This is a genomic window from Sphingobacterium sp. Ag1 (genome assembly GCF_000988325.1).
GTDB lineage: Bacteria > Bacteroidota > Bacteroidia > Sphingobacteriales > Sphingobacteriaceae > Sphingobacterium.
The window spans coordinates 59,052-77,793 of sequence record NZ_LBGU01000041.1 but is presented as its reverse complement, the minus strand read 5'-3'; the positions used below and the strand labels follow the sequence as shown (position 1 = coordinate 77,793).

Here is an 18,742-nt window from a genome sequence, read left to right as displayed (position 1 = left end):
CGTGCTAATATTCAATCAAAACCTCAGTCACTTGCGCACCTTGTTTTGCACTTTTGAATTTAAACTTCACCTTTTGGTTGAGGTTTAATTTCTGACCGACGAGACGGTCATTGAAATATATTGATTGCTGCGTTTCGTTGTCCCTAATAAAACCGTAATTGGACTCTGTATTATAATGAACAACCTTTCCAAAAGAATAGTCTTCTTGAGGAGAAGCGTTATAGGTCGGAGCTTCACCTTCTTTCAATTTTACCGGCGGCTTGTCTGAGATATTTCCGTATTCATCAACATAAGCAAACAATTCTTCTAACGACTTTCCCTTGTCATTGTTTGTTTTGTTGAATTCTTTTTTCTCATTCTTTTGTTGCTTTTTAAGTAGCTTCTTTTTTTCTCGTTCTTTTTTGTTAAATGTAATTTGGCTTTTGCTCATTCAATATGGATTAAAATAAAATGTTCCCGAAGAGGTTACGGACCTTTAGAGCTTCATTGAAAAGATAAAAATGCGAGGTATACTAAGGAGATATTTGCAAAGATAAGAAAAATTCTTCAGAAAATGACTATTGAACGTTTGTATTCATGACGATATCAACGTAGCGCGAGTTCATCGTTCGTTGATTTTAAACCCGATGTATAGGTAATAGTTGTATACGTATTTTTTTTGTGAAGGCCCCTAAAGCAAACAATAGGTTGACTAGCGGTGACTTTAACCTTCAATTGTGGATAAGCGCCTATACTCTCGCATCCTATCGCAAATAGACAACCCCAATTGCAATCCTAAAATTGATAAATTCCATAAAACAAAAAGATCATTTAGACGTTACTTTTAAAAAAAACTATGGAAATAAGAAACATCGAAAGGGACGAAAAAGGCAATTTTATTGCAGAAGTTGAAAATAATGAAGCCGGAATTTTAGAGTATACCTGGCAAAACGACCATGAGTTTTCCATTGATCATACAGAAGTCTACGACGAGTATCAGGGAATGAGTGTGGGAAAAAAATTGGTACTGGAGGCTGTTGACTACGCCCGAAAGAATAATGCTAAAATTATCCCAAATTGTCCCTATGCAAAGGCTATCTTCGATAAAACAATAGCTTTTCAAGATGTGTTGGCATAAAAAAGCCGTTTTATCCTGTGGATAAAACGGCTTTTTTATTGCGTATTGAGTGGGTTAAATCACAATATTGATTATTTTTCCTTTAACAAAAATGATCTTTTTGATCGCCTTCCCATCTAAATGCCGTTGTACATCAGCATGGGCTTTAACCGTATCTTCTACTGCTTTTTGATCTAAATCAAGCGCTAATGACAGATTAAATTTCATCTTACCATTGAAAGATACCGGATAAGCAAATTCCGATTCAACTAAATATTCTGGTTTAAATACAGGATATGAAGCGTAAGATAGTGTACCAGCTTCATTACCCAACAGCGCCCACAACTCTTCCGTAATATGTGGTGCATAAGGCTGAAGAGTAATAACAAGCTGTTCCAATATTTGTCGTTTATTGCATTTCAACTCGGTCAATTCATTGACACAGATCATAAAGGCTGAAACTGAAGTGTTGAATGAAAAACGCTCAATATCATCTTCCACCTTTTTGATAATTTTATGTAAGGCTTTAAACTCTGCTTTGGATGGATCTTCATCGGAAACAGTGAAATTACCCTCAGCATCGTGGAACAGTCGCCATACTTTACGTAAAAACTTATAAACCCCTTCAATCCCATTTGTATTCCAAGGCTTAGCTTGCTCCAAAGGCCCCAAAAACATTTCATATAGTCGTAATGTATCTGCTCCATAGGATTCGATAATATCGTCCGGATTGACCACATTGAATTTGGATTTTGACATTTTCTCCACTTCACTGCCGCAGATATACTTACCATTTTCCAACACAAATTCGGCATTGGCAAAGTCAGGTCTGAAAGCTTTGAATTTTTCCAAATCCAACTGATCATTATAGACTATGTTTACATCGACATGTAATGGAATTGTTTTATATTCGTTTCTCAACCCATAGGATACAAATTGATTTGTACCTCTACCCTCTTCATCCAACACACGATACACAAAATTAGAGCGCCCTTGAATCATGCCCTGATTAATCAATTTGCGGAATGGCTCTTCCTCATTTTGGTAGCCCAAATCTTTCAAAAACTTGTTCCAAAAACGCGAATATAACAAGTGTCCAGTAGCATGCTCAGAACCACCGATGTATAAATCTACAGCTTTCCAATAATCCACAGCCTCTTTAGACGCAAAATTACCCTCATTTTTGGGATCCATATATCTAAACCAATACCATGAGGAGCCCGCCCACCCTGGCATCGTACTCAATTCATACTCATATTGATCTTCGTATTTCCAATCTTTGGCTCTTCCCAATGGCGGTTCACCCGATTCCGTCGGCAAATATTTATCTACTTCCGGTAGTAATAACGGCAACTCTTCTTCTTTTATTAAATAAGGCAATCCATTTTTAAAGTAGACCGGTACGGGTTCTCCCCAATAACGCTGACGACCAAAAATAGCGTCACGCATACGGAAGTTTATTTTTGCTTTACCTAATTTTAATTCTTCCAATTTGGCAATCAACGCAGGGACCGCCTCTTGGTAAGTCATACCATTGATAAAGTCGGAATTGATATATTTCCCGTCTTTATTAGGATCAGCCTCTTCTTCAATATGTTGGGTATCCGAAATAGGAATAATAGGAAGAGCGAAATGTTTAGCAAATACATAGTCACGTTGATCGCCACTCGGAACAGCCATTACAGCGCCCGTACCATAACCTGCAAGTACGTAATCGGCAATCCAAATTTGTACATCTTGTCCTGAAACAGGATGTTTAGCATAAGAACCTGTAAAAGCACCAGAAACTGTTTTCGTATCGGCCATACGATCCAATTCAGATTTTTTCGCCGTTTTCTCGATGTAGGCATCCACTTCAGCTTGCTGCTCAGGTGTCGTCAATGCAGCCACCAATTCATGCTCTGGAGCCAATACGATAAACGAAACACCAAATAGGGTATCTACGCGTGTCGTAAAGACTTCAATTGCTGTATTGAATTGTGGTACTGGAAATTTCACGGAGGCACCTACGGATTTTCCGATCCAATTTCGTTGCATTTCGACTAAAGGTTCCGGCCAATCAATTGTATCTAAACCTTTCAACAAACGATCCGCATAAGCCGTAATACGCATAGACCACTGCATCATCTTCTTTTGCTCCACGGGATAACCACCGCGCTCAGAGACACCGTTGATTACCTCGTCATTCGCTAGTACTGTACCTAAAGCAGCACACCAGTTTACGGTACTTTCACGCAAATAAGCGATCCGATATTTCAATAATTCCCGTTGTTGTTTCTCTTCATCAAAAGATTTCCATTCTTCAGCGCTGAATGCTAAGACATCTTCATCGGAAACCGCTGAAATGCCAACTGAACCATTTGCCACAAATCTTGTGATTAAGGTTTCGATCGGTTCAGCTTTATCTGATTCCTTATTATACCAAGAATCAAACAATTTCATAAAAATCCACTGTGTCCATTTGTAATACGACGGATCGGAAGTACGTACTTCCCTACTCCAGTCATAAGAGAATCCTATGTTATCCATTTGCTCACGATAACGATTGATATTTACCTCAGTCGTAACAGCAGGATGCTGACCAGTTTGAATGGCATATTGCTCTGCAGGAAGTCCAAAAGAATCATATCCCATCGGATGCAATACATTGAAACCTTTCAAACGTTTATATCTTGAAAAGATGTCCGAAGCAATATATCCCAGCGGGTGACCAACGTGCAGCCCCGCTCCGGAAGGATAAGGAAACATATCCAATACATAGTATTTAGGCTTTTGATGCGTATCGGACGTTTTATACGTTTGATGATCCGCCCAAAACTTTTGCCACTTTTTCTCTAATGATTTGTGATTATACTCCATTTTTATTCGTAAGGAATTTTTATGACTTGCGAAATTACGATTTTAATACTGAAATGTGATAAAAGTTTTGTAGTTTGAACAATAAATTATAGTATTGAAAAGTTAATTAAACATAGGAAGAAAACAGCGTTCGAATTGATTTTTATCAAAGTAATTACAAGATTAATTCGAAATCTTCCCCTCAAATAGTTACTTTCGCAAATAAATTTTTGCTTATTATGTCAGAATACGAATTAAGCACACAAAAAAGAAAAACAAAATCTGTTTATGTATCGACGGTTATCAGTATCGCTCTCGTGTTGCTGGTAACAGGTATGTTGGGATTACTCTTGGTGCACGCTAAAAATCTTTCGAAATACGTTAAGGAAAATATCGTCTTAAACGTCATCGTAAACGATGGCACAAGTGAAGGTGATGTCCTTTCACTACAAAAAGACCTTGAAAAAGATCCCTACGTACTTCGCACCGAATATATTAGTAAAGAATTGGCGGCAAAAAACTTGAAAGAAGATCTTGGTGAAGATTTCGTACAATATCTAGGGCATAACCCACTGTTACCTTCTTTGGATGTGTACATGAAAGAAAATTATGCCAATACAGATAGTATTAAGACTTTTATTGAAAAAATCTCCAAAAACAATAAAATTAAAGAAGTCGTATACCAGGAGTCGTTAATTGATATGGTTAACAAAAACGTACGCATCATTGGAATGATTGTTTTGGCTTTTGCGGTTATCCTACTGATTATCGCCGTAGCTTTGATCAACAATACGATACGTCTTGCGATCTATTCGCAACGTTTCTTAATTAAAAGTATGCAATTGATTGGGGCGACGAAAAACTTTATTCGTAAACCTTTTATAACCTATGGCATCATTCATGGTTTACTGGGATCTTTGATCGCAATTTTACTGCTCATTTTGACGCTGAAATTTGCACAGCAGCAAATACCAGAACTGGTCTTTTTACGCAACTGGTTCGAATTTGCGGTGATCTTTTTAGGCGTAATCTTGATCGGGATTCTCATTTCGGGACTTAGCACCTATTTCGCAGTAACAAAATATTTAAAGGCACAATCTAACGATTTATACAGATAAAAATGGCTCAAATAAAGAAATCTACTGAATCAGTCAACAAAGGTTCATTTGTATTCTCCAAAGTAAATTACCAACTGTTTATAGCGAGCTTAGCTATTGTAGTCATTGGTTTTACATTGATGTCTGGCGAAACTGACATTTATAGTTTTACCAAGATTACCTTAGCCCCTATTGTTGTTGTTCTTGGGTTTGCGATCGGATTCGCAGCAATCCTATATCGTCCCAAAAACAAATCAAATTAAAGCATAATCTTATTTCAAACAGATGTCTATTATTGAAGCTATCATCCTTGCTATTATTGAAGGATTAACGGAGTTTTTGCCTGTATCTTCGACAGGTCATATGATCATTGCTACTGCACTAATGGGTATTCAACCCTCAGCCTTTGTTAAACTATTTACGATTGTCATCCAATTAGGAACGATATTATCCGTATTGGTGTTATACTACAAGCGTTTTTTTAAAACACTATCATTTTACTACAAATTGATCATTGCAGCTATCCCCGCCTCTGTGTTGGGTCTGCTATTCAACGATTATATTGATTCACTGTTAGAGAGCCCTTTAATGGTCGCCGTGATGTTGGTGGTCGGCGGTCTCGTTTTACTTTTTGTGGACAAGTGGTTCAACAAACCAACTGTTGAAGATTCGGACAAGGTTTCCTACAAACAAGCGTTTATGATCGGGGTATACCAATGTCTTGCATTAATCCCGGGCACCTCAAGATCTGCAAGCACAATTATTGGTGGTATGGCCGAGAAACTAACGCGTAAAGCTGCTGCCGAATTTTCCTTTTTCCTTGCTTTACCGATGATGTTTGGCGCTTCTGCAGTAAAACTTTTAAAGTTTTTTAAAGAAGGTAACACCTTCACAGGAGAAGAACTTAATTTGCTTATTATCGGAAATCTAATTGGTTTCGTTGTAGCAATCGTCGCTATTAAGTCTTTTATTGGCTTTTTGACCAAATATGGTTTTAAAGCATTTGGCTGGTACCGAATCATCGTTGGTGTTATTATTCTTGCCCTCCTACTTTCGGGTCATAGTTTACAAATTATCTAAAATCTTTGGATGGAAAATATAGAGGTTAGTGAAAACTCAGCAAAGTTCAATTTTGCTGAAGGAGAAATGTTGTTGATCGATAAACCTTTAACATGGACAAGTTTCGACGTGGTTGGTAAAGTTAGAAACTCAATCAAACCATTAAAATTAAAAGTTGGTCATGCAGGTACTTTAGATCCACTGGCAACGGGTCTACTCATTGTATGTACCGGAAAACTAACAAAAAAAATAGACAGCTACCAAGCTGAGGACAAAGAATACACGGGTTCGATCACCTTAGGAGCGACGACGCCTTCTTACGATCTGGAAACAGAAATTGACCAGACCTTTTCAATCGATCACATCACGGAGGACATGATCTTCGAAGCAGCAAAATCCTTTGAAGGTGATATTCAGCAATTTCCCCCTGCCCATTCAGCCATAAAAATTAATGGCGAACGTGTCTATGAAAAGGCCCGTCGTGGCGAGGAGGTTGAAATAAAGTCCCGCCAGGTACATATCAATAGCTTTATCATTGAAAAAATCGAGCTTCCCAACGTATATTTTCGTATATCCTGTTCAAAAGGAACCTACATCAGATCGTTGGCCTACGATTTTGGAAAATTCTTACAGAGTGGATCACATCTGAGTTCCTTGCGACGTACCAAAAGTGGAGATTATCGCGTAGAAAATGCTTGGAACCTTGAACAACTTATCGCTGAAATAAAACGTCATAAGGAAATCATTAAATAACTTTACCGTCCCATTTTATTGATTCTTTATCTTATTTTTGCAAAAACTCCTATAAATGAAAATCTACAGAAGTTTAGATGATTTCTCACCAGTTGAAAATGCAGTTGTAACCATCGGTACTTTCGATGGTGTTCATATTGGCCATCAAAAAATATTGGCTCATCTAAAGGAAGCAGCTCATAAAATCAATGGTGAGACAATTTTGCTTACTTTTTTCCCACATCCACGATTGATTATCAATCCAGACGATGATAGTTTACGCCTGATCAATGATATCGAAGAAAAGGTCAGTCAATTAAGCAAAGTGGGAATCGACCACTTAATTATCATTCCTTTTTCCCGTGATTTTTCAAATCAGACTCCAGAAGAATACATTAGCAATGTTCTTGTCGGCAAACTGGGTACAAAAAAGATCGTAATAGGCTATGATCACCATTTCGGAAAAGATCGAAAAGGTACTATGGGCGATTTAGAACAGTTTGCATCTATATTTGACTACAGCGTTGACGAAATTCCAGAACAAGATATCAATGATATTGCAGTGTCCTCTACACGCGTGCGTGAAGCGCTTATAAAAGGCGATATAAGAACGGCTAATCTCTATTTAGGTTATCCTTTTGAATTAACAGGAACTGTGATTAGAGGCGACCAAATTGGGCGTACAATCGGATTTCCAACAGCAAACCTCCAGGTTCACGAACCGCATAAATTAATACCAGCCTATGGCATTTATGCGGTCGAGGTATACATTTATAATCATATCCAAAACATCACTACGGGCGAGTATAAAGAGGAAAGTCCAGTATCAATTGCGAAAGGCATGGGCTATATCGGCACCAGACCAACCGTTGATGGCATGAATCGTGCAATTGAAATCAGCCTTTTCGATTTTGATCAGGATATTTATGGCAAGACGCTACGCGTCAAGTTCCTTCATTTTATACGACATGATGAACGCTTTGACTCACTTGAAGAAATGAAAGCTCAGATCAAAGCAGACGAAGTCGAAATTAGAAGTCTTATTGGTTAGAACAAGTCTGTTAGCTATAAAACAAAAAGCGGGAATTCCCGCTTTTTGTTTTATAGCTATTTTTTCTCTTCCTTGCAAAAGAAGATATTATTTAATAAATGCCTCGATTCCCAATCTGTAACTATCCAAACCAAAACCACAGATCACCCCTTTACAATTCTTTGCGAGGAACGAATGATGGCGAAATTCCTCTCTTTGATGGACATTGCTTATGTGAACTTCGATAACTGGTGTTGTGATTGCTGCAATTGCATCGCCAATCGCAACTGAAGTGTGTGTATAAGCTCCAGCATTCAATACAATTCCATCAAATTCAAAGCCGACTTCGTGTATCTTATCGATTAATCCCCCTTCAGAATTGCTTTGAAAATAGGCTAATTCCACCGTTTCAAATTGTTGTTTTAGTTCTTCAAAATAGCTCAGGAAGTCCTGGCTACCATAAATTGATTTCTCCCTTACACCCAACAAATTCAAATTTGGGCCATTCAGTACGAGGATTTTTTTCATTGGAATATCATTAGTTTTGTGCTGGTCCATTGGCTAACTAAGCGAACCCTTGCCATTTTCTGTTTAAGTAAATCTTTTTTAAACCGTAATACATCGTAAGAAGGGATCGTCAACGATCGGATATTTATTCTAATTGTACCCAAGTTGTCTTCCCTAATTGTTAATTTGTGCTAAAACTAAATTTAAAAACAAACTATATTGGTTCTATAGCATTTATCGCCAAATCAATATAGTTTATTTTAATTATAGATCGGTTTATAAAAATTTCTATAAATCGTTATAAATTGCCCGGAAACTTGAACGAAGTCCAAATGACACTACGCCAGATTTATTGACTACAGGTGTTTCATATTGTGCTTTTGCGTAACGTTGGGTATAACCAAGTTCTAAACGAAGGTTATACTTGGGATTAAGCACGTAGGCAGCCTTAGCATCCGCATAATAGATATTATTCTTTATACCTTGTGCAATATGGTTTCCGTACATATTTGGTATTGTATAATAGGATTGGAAGATGTTACCGCCCATATTACTTCCGTCAGGCAGATCAAGTCCATTTTGGGTAAACATACCTTGTAAAGAAAAATCCCATCTATCCCATGCATAATTCACAAGGCCAACAAGCTCTCTAAAGTTTGCCCCTTTCGGATGAGCCAACGGTTCGGCGTTGTTGCTATAGTTTGAATACGATTTAAAGTGTGCGTAAGTATATGGTCTAGCTGTATTATACTCAGCTAAAAAGTTCAGGTTTTTCACACCAAACATATCATATCCCCTGACACCAAGTTGTGCTCCCCATTTGTTATGCGCATATCCATTCCCAGCAAAAAACTCTTTCGCGGTAAACTCCCCCAATAAGAACTGACCATATGCCGTCAAATTATAGGGTAGTTTATATTTGGAAGTTAACCCCAAAAACATTTTGTCCGGTGAAGTACGATTATTATTTTCAACAGGTCGGATAAAGATAATAGGACTTAGATAACTGAAATCAAAACCTCTTTTTCCAGCTTCATCCTGCGCAGCCCAAACAACAGACTGAAAAAATCCTATCGATAATTTATTGGTCACATTCCAATCCAAATATTGAAAAGCCCCCCATTTTTTACCATCCCCCAAACGTGTATTATTCTGCCCTTCCATAGGAGTTGTACCAGTCAAATCCTGTCTAGGATGCGTCGGATCATTCATGTAGGCCCAGATCGATGTATATTGAACGTTTCCTATCGTGCCGGTCAACTTCAAATGTGCATAGTTTGAAGAAAAATCCGATAACAGCATGGATCTATACCCGTCTCCAATAAAGTTCTTATCATAGGCCAACGTCGCTTGAATATACTTATGTGCGTCATAGGTCATACTGGCTGTCGCATACATCCAGTCCATTTTATTTTTGGACTGAAATTTTGTATTTCCTTGGCCAGGGATAACTTTATTAGCAACGATATAGTCATCCAAATATTTGGGAAATACCGCCTGACTTTCAAATGCGGAAGTATTGAATGTAAATTTATTACCTACGTTCAATCCCACCTGAAATCCTCTGCTATTCATCCATGTCCGACGCTTGTCGCCTAACATATCCTTTCCAATATAAAGATCCGGTAAAAAATCAGCATAGAATGTATAATCTTCTTTCTCAACCTGCACCAGATGTTCATTAAAAATCTTACGCATAAACCAATTTGACGAAGAAACAGGCTTATTGGATTGGATTGAATCAAACTTGGCTAACAATAAAGAGTCTTTGATGACGAATGGTTTAGCAGCAGTGTGCATCCTCGTTTCAGTAGAATAAACCGCATCGTTCATTTTTTGATAAAAATGATACGAATAAGGCTGACTCTTAATCTGGGCAAAACCGCCGAAGGAAATACCTACCCCCATGCTTGCCAGCACAATTCGGAGTAAATTATTATTTTTTGTTATATTAAGCCTCATAAAATTATTTCAAAGATTATTTTTTCTAGCAAAATGCATTCCTAAACGCAAATTAACCGAATAAAAATGACTTTATTCCTATGTTCAGTCAATTTTATAATGCTAAATCGTATTTGCTATTCCTTTTATTCAAAAATATTTATATCTTGCATTTTAGTAAATAACCTTATAACATAAAAATCAGTCCTAGCAAGCATGAAACGCAGAACATTTATCCAAAACGCAAGCCTGTTAACCGCGGGTGCACTTACAAGCAAATTTTCATTTGCTCAAGAACATTCTTTTCCCACTGTACGGACAAGTAAAGAGAAAAGACTTTTCTCGAGCAAGGTCATCGAAGATGCCATTGTAGAATTTCAGAAAAATGTTAAAAATAAGGAACTGGCCTGGTTATTTAACAACTGCTTTCCGAATACCCTAGACACGACTGTATTTCCCTATGTCCAAAACGGAAGAAATTACACCTATGTAATTACAGGGGATATTGATGCCATGTGGTTGCGCGATAGCAGTGCGCAGGTATGGCCATACCTCCCTTTTATGAAAAAGGACAAAAAGCTTCAGGATCTTATTGTTGGCCTAATCCAAAAACAGAGTAAATGCATCAACATTGATCCCTATGCCAATGCATTTTACAATGATCCAACAAAGAAAGGCGAATGGTTCAGTGATCACACAAATATGAAACCTGGAATCCATGAACGAAAATGGGAAATCGATTCATTGTGTTATCCAATTCGATTAGCTTATCATTATTGGAAAGAAACGAATGACAGCAGTCCATTTAATGAAGAATGGTTAGAAGCGCAACATAAAATATATCAGACATTCGTTGAGCAACAGCGCAAAGATAGTCTGGGCCCATACAAATTTGAACGTACAACCTCCAGAGGCTCCGATACATTACAGGTAGATGGCTACGGATACCCAGTAAATCCAGTTGGTTTGATCTGCTCCAGTTTTAGACCATCAGACGATTCTACCATTTTCTCCTTTCTTATTCCATCCAATTTATTTGCGATCGTTAGTCTTAGACAATCTGCCGAAATTTTGAAAAAGGTTAAAAATGAACATGAACTCGCTGCCAAAATGGAAACGCTGGCGAATGAAGTCGAAACAGCGGTCAATACATATGGTATTATCGACCATCCGACACTAGGCCGGATATATGCCTTTGAGGTAGACGGTTTTTCCAGCCATCTTATGATGGATGATGCAAATATTCCGAGTTTACTGGCTCTACCTTATTTAGGGGCTGTCGATCTAAATAACGAAGTTTATCAACGTACGCGTAACTTTGTTTTGTCTGATAAAAATCCATTCTTTTTTAAAGGAACAGCAGCAGAAGGCATTGGCGGACCTCACATAGGAAGAGATATGATCTGGCCGATGTCCATTATTATGCGAGCGCAAACTTCGACAAATGATGACGAGATTCGCAATTGCATTAAAACATTGGTCAATACGCACGGTGGAACTGGATTTATGCATGAATCTTTTCATAAAAACGATCCTAAAAAATTCACAAGACATTGGTTTGCTTGGACAAATACATTATTTGGCGAATTAATTTGGAAAATTTATAAAGAGAAGCCATCTTTGCTTCAATAAAGCTGAAACTTATAACACAATGTTATAAGTGGAAGAACTTATAACATTGTGTTATGGATAATTTATCAAAACCAGGTGCGATTGGTATTTTTGACTCCGGTTACGGAGGACTCTCCGTATTTAAGGAAATTCAACATCTTTTACCTCAGTATGATTATATCTATTTAGGAGATAATGCTCGGGTCCCTTATGGTACACGGTCCTTTGAAACCGTTTATAACTATACCAAACAATGTGTTTTTAAACTATTTGATCTGGGTTGTAACCTTGTTATTCTGGCATGTAACACTGCTTCAGCAAAAGCATTAAGGACTATTCAACAGCATGATCTTCCCACTGGAAAAAAAGTCCTCGGCGTCATCAGACCAACTACCGAAATTGTACACAATTTTACGAAAACGAATAAGATCGGGATTTTAGCTACTACGGGAACGGTAAAATCTGAATCCTATAAAATAGAAATACACAAATTCAATCCAGAAATAGAAGTTTTTCAACACGACTGCCCATTTTGGGTCCCTTTAGTAGAAAATAACGAAATCAATACAGAAGGCGCTCATTACTTTGTAGAAAAAGATATTCGGGAACTTTTACAACAGTCCGATCAGATCGACACCATTGTGCTTGCCTGTACCCACTATCCATTATTGCTGCCCGTAATCAAAAAATATACACCAAGCTATATCAATATCATTTCTCAGGGTCCAATTGTTGCAAATAGCTTAAGGGACTATCTCCATCGTCATCAGGAAATTGAAACACTTTGTTCCCAAAATGGGCAATTGGCTTTCTATACGACAGATGATCCGACAGACTTTGAAAGTAAAGCGAAAATATTTTTTGGACAACCAATAGCCGCAAGCCACATCAGTGTTTAACAAATAAAAGGCAATGATTTTTAAAACTTTTACTTCCTGGTCTTCGTTATGTTGATAAAAAGGCTAGTACAATGAAAAAGAACTTTATAACCATTGCTTACAATCAGGATACACAACATTGTGAATCCAAAGAATTTTCAAGTATTCAGGAAAGTGCAGATTATTTTAAAACTTTCGAGACATCTGCCCAGCCTAACTATGTACCCGTGTGTATCTACAATTTAAATACAAACACGATTCTAGACATAAGTGATTATTATGTAAACAAAGAAACTGAACTCCATCGAATCGTAAAACACTGCCTGGCGGAAAAATAACTCTTTTAATACTTAAAACTATTGGCTGGCTGGCACCCTCCCTTTCTGATTAATATGAGTTATATATTTATATTATTACATTCTGTAAAATAATATTTCATTAATTTTTAATATCTTCAAGCAGATAATCAGACCAAAAAACAACTCACAGATAATGAAAACCAAACTGACAATAAGCCTCTTAACAGTATCTTTAGGATTAGCCGCATGTAATTCCAACCATGCGAATTCAAATTCAAGTTCGGATAGCAGTACAAATGCTGCAACTGACACAACAAGCTACCCTCCGGTTGAAACACAAAAGGCAAACACAAGTTATAAACCAGCATTTGCTGGACAAACGAGAATCCAGGGTGCAAAGACAAGCACGCCATTTGAGGGTAAAGTAATTGCCGAGGGATTAAAATCTCCTTGGGGTATAACTGCGCTGCCTGATGGCCGACTATTAATCTCAGAAAAAGAAGGTGATTTTCGCATTGCAACGGCGGACGGTAAGTTAAGTGAACCAATTAAAGGTTTACCTCAAGTCAATAGCAGTGGACAAGGTGGGCTTTTGGGATTACGCCTTGATCCAAAATTCGAATCAAACCGTATGATTTATTGGGTTTTCTCTGATAATACCGCTGCCGGCACGTTGACGGCTGTTGCAAAGGGAAAACTGTCAGCAGACGAGAAATCGATCGAAGGTGCTAAGGTTATCTATCAAGCTACTCCGGCTCATAAGGGGAATCTGCATTATGGTGGCCGTATTATCTTTGATAAAGAAGGAAACATTATTTTAAGTACGGGTGAAAGATCTGATTTGGTTACAAGACCATTAGCGCAAGATCTAAATGCTGCATTAGGCAAGATCTTACGGATCACTACTGATGGACAGCCTGCTCCAGGAAATCCATTTATAGGCAAGTCAAATGTCCGTCCGGAAATTTACAGTTATGGACATCGCAATCCTCAGGGACTCGCTTTACACCCGGAAACTGGCGATCTTTGGGAAACCGAATTTGGTCCGCGGGGCGGCGACGAGCTGAACAGAATTGAAGCGGGAAAGAATTATGGATGGCCAACCATTACCTATGGTATAGAGTATAAAGGCGATAAAGTTGGTGCGGGTATACAACAAAAAGACGGCCTGGAACAACCGGTCTATTATTGGGATCCAGTCCTCTCTCCTAGTGGCATTACATTCTATACCGGACAAAATATTCCAGAATGGAAGAACAATCTCTTTATTTGTGGTTTGAGCAGCATGCACATTGCCAGAATTATACTTAAGGATAACAAGGTTGTTGGCGAAGAACGTCTTCTAGGCAATGAAGGTCAGCGATTTAGAGATATCACGCAGGGCCAAGATGGTGCACTGTACGCGATAACAGATATCGGAAAATTGTATAAAATTGATAAAAAATAAATATTCGATTCAGCGCAGCCCTCCTCAACTGGGCTGCGTTTTTTATATTAGCCTAAAAACCATCCTTTCAACTATTTTTACTAAAGGTACTTCCTATACTTTGTTTAAACATGACACAGAATCTAGTTTGGCTCGATTATTGATAAAATATATTGAATCAATAAATTATTATATGGTAAAAAAAGAAAAAATGAAAAAACTATTAGAGATTAATCCTTTGTCATTCTATATGACCAACTGGGGGTTCGTAAACAACACAAGCCCAAAAAGAGCGCGCAAAACCGATCAACCTTCTCCAAAAAATTAAGCGTTCTTGCTTAAACAATTCCATTAAATTCTATTAAAATCATCTGCTAATATCCTCCATACGGGTATTAAGTAAGAGATTTATTTCTTTTACTTCATCCGTTTGGAGGATATGAAGCTATGCGAAAAAAAATGCCAATGCGATTACTATGATAATACAAGCAATCATAATGTATTTATTCAATTGGCTATTTTTCTCTCCTTCGTCACTTTTATAGTGATAATCTCGTTTGTTGGGCAAATTCATAAGCTTGTTTTTATTTATGATGAAGTTACGGACTTTTTTCCATATTATTCGTGGTGATAAGGCTCCCCCTTCATGATAGAATACGCACGATAAAGCTGTTCTGTAAAAAATAAACGAATCATTTGATGTGAAAATGTCATCTTGGACAATGAAATTTTTGCATTTGCCCGATCATAAATTTTTTGGTCAAACCCGTACGGGCCTCCAATAATAAATACTAGATGTTGAACGCTTTGCACCATCATTTTTTCCAAATAAGCAGAAAACTCCAACGAGCGAAACTCTTTTCCATGTTCATCCAACAGAACGACCAAATCTTGCGGCTGCACTTGTTTCAGGATCAAAAGAGCCTCCTTATCTTTCTGCTGCTCAGTAGAAAGATTCTTGACATTTTTGATGTCCGGTATCACCAGAATACTAAAGTTCACATAAAACTTTAATCGTTTAATGTACTTTTCAATACCTTCAATCAGATATTTATCATCCGTTTTCCCTATACAAAGTAACGTTATCCTCATCTAAACATTTTATAAGTTTTCGTTATGAATAGCACAATAGAATCCGGTTTTATCGATCCAAAATAAATAGTGGTTATCTTCTTGTTTCCGGTCATTATCAAAAGCTGTTCACAATCTTTTATCCAAAAATTGCTATCCTAATAAATTGTGTACACATCCAATGGCGCAAAGTTCTGATTTTATTTAAAATAAACACAATCAAAACGACAAAAACATTACGCCCTTTTATTCGTTTAGATATAAAACATTTATTTTCCGTATACGCTTAAAAAATCACGTTGAAAATGGATAATAACCTTATTTTACTAGCGAGAACAAGCCGGACGCCGTAAACGAAAAAACCGAATTTAAATCATTCGGTTTTCTCTATTATTAGGAATATTTACGTAAAATTAAGCACTAAAATGGCGCATCATCAGGCATGTCGTTCATGCGGGACGGCATAGTAATACCACCACTAAACCCTCCAGCACTAAAGTCATCAGCAAAGTTTGGCGACGGATTCAAGGCCGAAGCAGAAAATGTAGCCGGTGCATCACCGAATCCATCTCCTCCGCCCATACCAGAAAACTCATCTTCTAAATCCACAAACTTCACAAATTTACCCACAAAGCGAAGCGGAACAATACCGGTCTCTCCATTACGGTGTTTTGCAATAATAACTTCACCGACTCCCGCAGTAGGACGCCCCTCTTCATCTTCTGTCAAGCCATAATATTCGGGTCTATATAAGAAAAGAACCATATCCGCATCCTGCTCAATAGAACCAGACTCCCGTAAATCGGACAACATAGGACGTTTACTATTCCCCGGTCTTGACTCTACTGCACGGCTCAATTGCGATAATGCTAGTACAGGGATATTTAACTCCTTAGCTACAGACTTCAACGCACGAGAAATACTACCAATCTCTTGTTCCCGGTTCCCCCCGCCTTTACCCTCTGCTTTTCCATGCATTAACTGCAAGTAATCGACGATCACCATCTGGATATCGTATTGCGCTTTTAAACGTCTACATTTTGCTCTAAATTCGAACACGTTCAATGCAGGCGTATCATCAATAATAATAGGCGCATCAGTTAAACGACCAATTCTCGAATGCAATTGTTGCCATTCATGATCAGCAAGATTTCCTTTCTTCAATTTCTCTTGCTCAATTTCGGTTTCCCCAGCGATTAGACGATTGACAAGTTGAACGGATGACATCTCCAGCGAGAATACGGCAACTGCTTTACCATGCTCAACGGCGGCATTGCGCGCGACAGAAAGTACAAATGCAGTTTTTCCCATCGCTGGACGTGCTGCAATAATAACAAGATCAGAAGGCTGCCAACCTGAAGTCATACGATCCAAGGCTGTTAAACCCGAAGGCACACCTGTCAGCCCATCTGTACGATCCCGTAGCATTTCAAGATTAGAAATCGCCTCGCGCATGATATCATCCATCTTTCTCGAATCTCTCCGCAAGTTGTTTTGCGCGATATCAAACAAACTTTTTTCGGCATGATCCAACAGATCGAAGATATCTGATGTTTCGTCATATGAACTATTGATAATTTCGGTAGAAACCTTAATAAGCTCACGCTGAATATATTTTTGAGAAATAATACGGGCATGATACTCAATATTAGCTGCCGAAACCACACGGTCTGTCAATTGCGTAATATAATAGGCACCGCCGACCATTTCAAGAGCCCCCATCCGTCTAAGTTCCGAGGTAACTGTCAATATATCAATTGGAGAAGTCTTTTGAAAGAGGCCAAAAATCGCTTCAAAGATCTTTTGATGTGATTCTTTGTAAAACGATTCCGGTTTTAGAATATCAATAATTTCACTCAGTGCATTTTTCTCCAGCATCAAAGCACCCAGGACAGCTTCTTCAAGGTCCACTGCCTGCGGCGGAAGCTTACCCAAACCGCTTACCAAATTATTTAACTTGGTACGACGTTCGCCATAATTACCCCGTTTGTTATTATCCGTGTTATTCGCTTCAAAATTACTGTCGTTCATCATGATATTATATCAGAAATATAGCTTTGCTATCCTTATAAATTGAGATAGGATAACAAATGTATAAAAAATAAAATTCACCACCATGAGGATTTACAAACAACGAAATTCGACGATCAGATCCGAACCCCCAAAAAGCTTTGAAGGACACAGATTTACAGGATTAGTTTTCAACATCTACTGTTGAAAAGATGTTGAAAATAAAAATTTACCACTCAAAATCAATATCTTAAAAAATGTTAATAACTTAAACTGTTGTGGATAAGCAAAATGGTCAAAAACAAATCAATATCCTCCACTACCATCAAAATAAACTGACTTTGATATGAAAACAAATCCCTTTTTTAGCACCAAAAAATATTCATATATTGTATATTTGTAAAATGACGCACGATTCCTCAACACTAAAACCCTACAAAGACACCAACGATGGGAAGAAGAAACAGGTAGCAGATATGTTTGACAATATCTCGCATTCCTATGATTTTTTAAACCATTTCATGTCTTTGGGTATTGACATTATATGGCGTAAAAAAGCCATCAATTCCTTAAAGTCCATAAAACCGCAACTGATGTTGGATGTAGCGACAGGAACTGGTGATTTTGCACTGGAATCAATTAAAATCTTGAATCCAAAAAAGATTATTGGTGTCGATATCTCCCAAGGCATGCTTGAAGTCGCCAAGAAAAAGATTGCAAGCAAGGGATTAGCGAATCAATTTGAAGTTCAGTTAGGAGATTCTGAGCGGCTTCAATTCGAAGATAATACCTTCGACGCAGTTACTGTAGCATTTGGTGTCCGCAATTTTGAAAATCTGGAAAAGGGCTTATCGGATATATACCGCGTATTAAAGCCTGGTGGGAAAGCGGTTATTTTAGAATTTTCGAATCCGAAGAAGTTCCCCATTAAACAATTGTATAATTTTTATTTCAAATTTATCACGCCTACCATCGGAAAATTCTTTTCAAAGGATTCCAGCGCCTATGAATACTTACCCGAATCGGTTGCTCAGTTTCCGGATGGTCAAAAGTTCGTTGCCATAAACAAAAGAGCTGGTTTTAATGAAACTATTGTTAGACCACAGACGTTTGGCATCTGTACCATCTATATTGCTACAAAATAGGG

General features: G+C 37.8%; 17 protein-coding genes. 11 read left to right on the top strand and 6 right to left on the bottom strand.

What is annotated here, in order from left to right:
* Positions 1–4: 4 nt before the first annotated feature.
* Positions 5–430, bottom strand: a complete 426-nt coding sequence (locus AAW12_RS15140) for a cold-shock protein (RefSeq protein ID WP_046674492.1) — start codon at positions 428–430, stop codon at positions 5–7.
* A 405-nt stretch (positions 431–835) separates the two neighbouring features.
* On the opposite strand from AAW12_RS15140, the gene AAW12_RS15135 reads away from it, so the two are divergent.
* Positions 836–1,117 (top strand): GNAT family N-acetyltransferase, encoded by a 282-nt coding sequence (locus tag AAW12_RS15135; protein ID WP_046674491.1) that lies wholly within the window; start codon positions 836–838, stop codon positions 1,115–1,117.
* A 54-nt stretch (positions 1,118–1,171) separates the two neighbouring features.
* Here the strand turns inward: AAW12_RS15135 and leuS are convergent, their stop codons facing one another.
* Complete coding sequence (leuS, locus tag AAW12_RS15130) at positions 1,172–3,955, bottom strand: leucine--tRNA ligase (RefSeq protein ID WP_046674490.1); 2,784 nt, start codon at positions 3,953–3,955, stop codon at positions 1,172–1,174.
* 218 nt (positions 3,956–4,173) lie between these two features.
* Between leuS and AAW12_RS15125 the strand changes: the two genes are divergently transcribed.
* From AAW12_RS15125 to AAW12_RS15105, 5 genes are read left to right on the top strand one after another with little or no spacing between them, the layout of a single operon-like run.
* The gene (locus AAW12_RS15125) at positions 4,174–5,052 is read left to right on the top strand and encodes a cell division protein FtsX (protein ID WP_046674489.1); all 879 of its coding nucleotides are present in this window, start codon (positions 4,174–4,176) and stop codon (positions 5,050–5,052) included.
* A 2-nt stretch (positions 5,053–5,054) separates the two neighbouring features.
* Positions 5,055–5,294, top strand: a complete 240-nt coding sequence (locus AAW12_RS15120; RefSeq protein WP_046674488.1) for a DUF3098 domain-containing protein — start codon at positions 5,055–5,057, stop codon at positions 5,292–5,294.
* A 22-nt stretch (positions 5,295–5,316) separates the two neighbouring features.
* Entirely contained in the window at positions 5,317–6,111 is a 795-nt protein-coding gene (locus AAW12_RS15115) for an undecaprenyl-diphosphate phosphatase (RefSeq protein ID WP_046674487.1), read from the top strand.
* Between the two features lie 9 nt (positions 6,112–6,120).
* Positions 6,121–6,843 carry a tRNA pseudouridine(55) synthase TruB gene (gene truB / locus AAW12_RS15110; RefSeq protein WP_046674486.1) on the top strand — a complete coding sequence of 241 codons (723 nt, stop codon included), beginning with the start codon at positions 6,121–6,123 and terminating at the stop codon, positions 6,841–6,843.
* Positions 6,844–6,898: 55 nt separating this feature from the next.
* Complete coding sequence (locus AAW12_RS15105) at positions 6,899–7,873, top strand: bifunctional riboflavin kinase/FAD synthetase (protein ID WP_046674485.1); 975 nt, start codon at positions 6,899–6,901, stop codon at positions 7,871–7,873.
* A gap of 87 nt (positions 7,874–7,960) precedes the next feature.
* Here AAW12_RS15105 and aroQ read toward each other — a convergent pair whose 3' ends face one another.
* Both aroQ and AAW12_RS15095 read right to left on the bottom strand, forming a co-directional pair.
* Positions 7,961–8,380 carry a type II 3-dehydroquinate dehydratase gene (gene aroQ / locus AAW12_RS15100; protein WP_046674672.1) on the bottom strand — a complete coding sequence of 140 codons (420 nt, stop codon included), beginning with the start codon at positions 8,378–8,380 and terminating at the stop codon, positions 7,961–7,963.
* Between the two features lie 267 nt (positions 8,381–8,647).
* Complete coding sequence (locus tag AAW12_RS15095) at positions 8,648–10,321, bottom strand: hypothetical protein (RefSeq protein ID WP_053003735.1); 1,674 nt, start codon at positions 10,319–10,321, stop codon at positions 8,648–8,650.
* A gap of 195 nt (positions 10,322–10,516) precedes the next feature.
* Between AAW12_RS15095 and AAW12_RS15090 the strand changes: the two genes are divergently transcribed.
* The 4 genes from AAW12_RS15090 to AAW12_RS15075 all read left to right on the top strand — a co-directional run bounded on the left by AAW12_RS15090 (position 10,517) and on the right by AAW12_RS15075 (position 14,535).
* Positions 10,517–11,932 (top strand): glycoside hydrolase family 125 protein, encoded by a 1,416-nt coding sequence (locus tag AAW12_RS15090; RefSeq protein WP_046674484.1) that lies wholly within the window; start codon positions 10,517–10,519, stop codon positions 11,930–11,932.
* Positions 11,933–11,985: 53 nt separating this feature from the next.
* Positions 11,986–12,810, top strand: a complete 825-nt coding sequence (murI, locus tag AAW12_RS15085; protein WP_046674483.1) for a glutamate racemase — start codon at positions 11,986–11,988, stop codon at positions 12,808–12,810.
* A gap of 71 nt (positions 12,811–12,881) precedes the next feature.
* Positions 12,882–13,127 (top strand): hypothetical protein, encoded by a 246-nt coding sequence (locus AAW12_RS15080; RefSeq protein ID WP_046674482.1) that lies wholly within the window; start codon positions 12,882–12,884, stop codon positions 13,125–13,127.
* A gap of 154 nt (positions 13,128–13,281) precedes the next feature.
* Complete coding sequence (locus AAW12_RS15075) at positions 13,282–14,535, top strand: PQQ-dependent sugar dehydrogenase (protein WP_046674481.1); 1,254 nt, start codon at positions 13,282–13,284, stop codon at positions 14,533–14,535.
* Positions 14,536–15,132: 597 nt separating this feature from the next.
* Here the strand turns inward: AAW12_RS15075 and rlmH are convergent.
* Positions 15,133–15,606, bottom strand: coding sequence for a 23S rRNA (pseudouridine(1915)-N(3))-methyltransferase RlmH (gene rlmH / locus AAW12_RS15065; RefSeq protein WP_046674479.1), 474 nt, complete (start codon positions 15,604–15,606; stop codon positions 15,133–15,135).
* A gap of 399 nt (positions 15,607–16,005) precedes the next feature.
* Complete coding sequence (dnaB, locus tag AAW12_RS15060; RefSeq protein WP_409994077.1) at positions 16,006–17,616, bottom strand: replicative DNA helicase; 1,611 nt, start codon at positions 17,614–17,616, stop codon at positions 16,006–16,008.
* Between the two features lie 383 nt (positions 17,617–17,999).
* Between dnaB and ubiE the strand changes: the two genes are divergently transcribed.
* Complete coding sequence (ubiE, locus tag AAW12_RS15055; protein ID WP_046674477.1) at positions 18,000–18,740, top strand: bifunctional demethylmenaquinone methyltransferase/2-methoxy-6-polyprenyl-1,4-benzoquinol methylase UbiE; 741 nt, start codon at positions 18,000–18,002, stop codon at positions 18,738–18,740.
* The last annotated feature ends 2 nt before the right edge of the window (positions 18,741–18,742 follow it).

What these genes read in the sequence shown, in the direction of transcription:
- AAW12_RS15125 (WP_046674489.1), top strand. Translation starts at nt 4,174, where the DNA reads ATGTCAGAATACGAATTAAGCACACAAAAAAGAAAAACAAAATCTGTT.
- ubiE (WP_046674477.1), top strand. Translation starts at nt 18,000, where the DNA reads ATGACGCACGATTCCTCAACACTAAAACCCTACAAAGACACCAACGAT.
- AAW12_RS15095 (WP_053003735.1), bottom strand. Translation starts at nt 10,321, where the DNA reads ATGAGGCTTAATATAACAAAAAATAATAATTTACTCCGAATTGTGCTG.
- truB (WP_046674486.1), top strand. Translation starts at nt 6,121, where the DNA reads ATGGAAAATATAGAGGTTAGTGAAAACTCAGCAAAGTTCAATTTTGCT.
- leuS (WP_046674490.1), bottom strand. Translation starts at nt 3,955, where the DNA reads ATGGAGTATAATCACAAATCATTAGAGAAAAAGTGGCAAAAGTTTTGG.
- murI (WP_046674483.1), top strand. Translation starts at nt 11,986, where the DNA reads ATGGATAATTTATCAAAACCAGGTGCGATTGGTATTTTTGACTCCGGT.
- AAW12_RS15090 (WP_046674484.1), top strand. Translation starts at nt 10,517, where the DNA reads ATGAAACGCAGAACATTTATCCAAAACGCAAGCCTGTTAACCGCGGGT.
- dnaB (WP_409994077.1), bottom strand. Translation starts at nt 17,616, where the DNA reads ATGAACGACAGTAATTTTGAAGCGAATAACACGGATAATAACAAACGG.
- AAW12_RS15115 (WP_046674487.1), top strand. Translation starts at nt 5,317, where the DNA reads ATGTCTATTATTGAAGCTATCATCCTTGCTATTATTGAAGGATTAACG.
- AAW12_RS15140 (WP_046674492.1), bottom strand. Translation starts at nt 430, where the DNA reads ATGAGCAAAAGCCAAATTACATTTAACAAAAAAGAACGAGAAAAAAAG.
- AAW12_RS15080 (WP_046674482.1), top strand. Translation starts at nt 12,882, where the DNA reads ATGAAAAAGAACTTTATAACCATTGCTTACAATCAGGATACACAACAT.
- aroQ (WP_046674672.1), bottom strand. Translation starts at nt 8,380, where the DNA reads ATGAAAAAAATCCTCGTACTGAATGGCCCAAATTTGAATTTGTTGGGT.
- AAW12_RS15120 (WP_046674488.1), top strand. Translation starts at nt 5,055, where the DNA reads ATGGCTCAAATAAAGAAATCTACTGAATCAGTCAACAAAGGTTCATTT.
- AAW12_RS15105 (WP_046674485.1), top strand. Translation starts at nt 6,899, where the DNA reads ATGAAAATCTACAGAAGTTTAGATGATTTCTCACCAGTTGAAAATGCA.
- AAW12_RS15075 (WP_046674481.1), top strand. Translation starts at nt 13,282, where the DNA reads ATGAAAACCAAACTGACAATAAGCCTCTTAACAGTATCTTTAGGATTA.
- AAW12_RS15135 (WP_046674491.1), top strand. Translation starts at nt 836, where the DNA reads ATGGAAATAAGAAACATCGAAAGGGACGAAAAAGGCAATTTTATTGCA.
- rlmH (WP_046674479.1), bottom strand. Translation starts at nt 15,606, where the DNA reads ATGAGGATAACGTTACTTTGTATAGGGAAAACGGATGATAAATATCTG.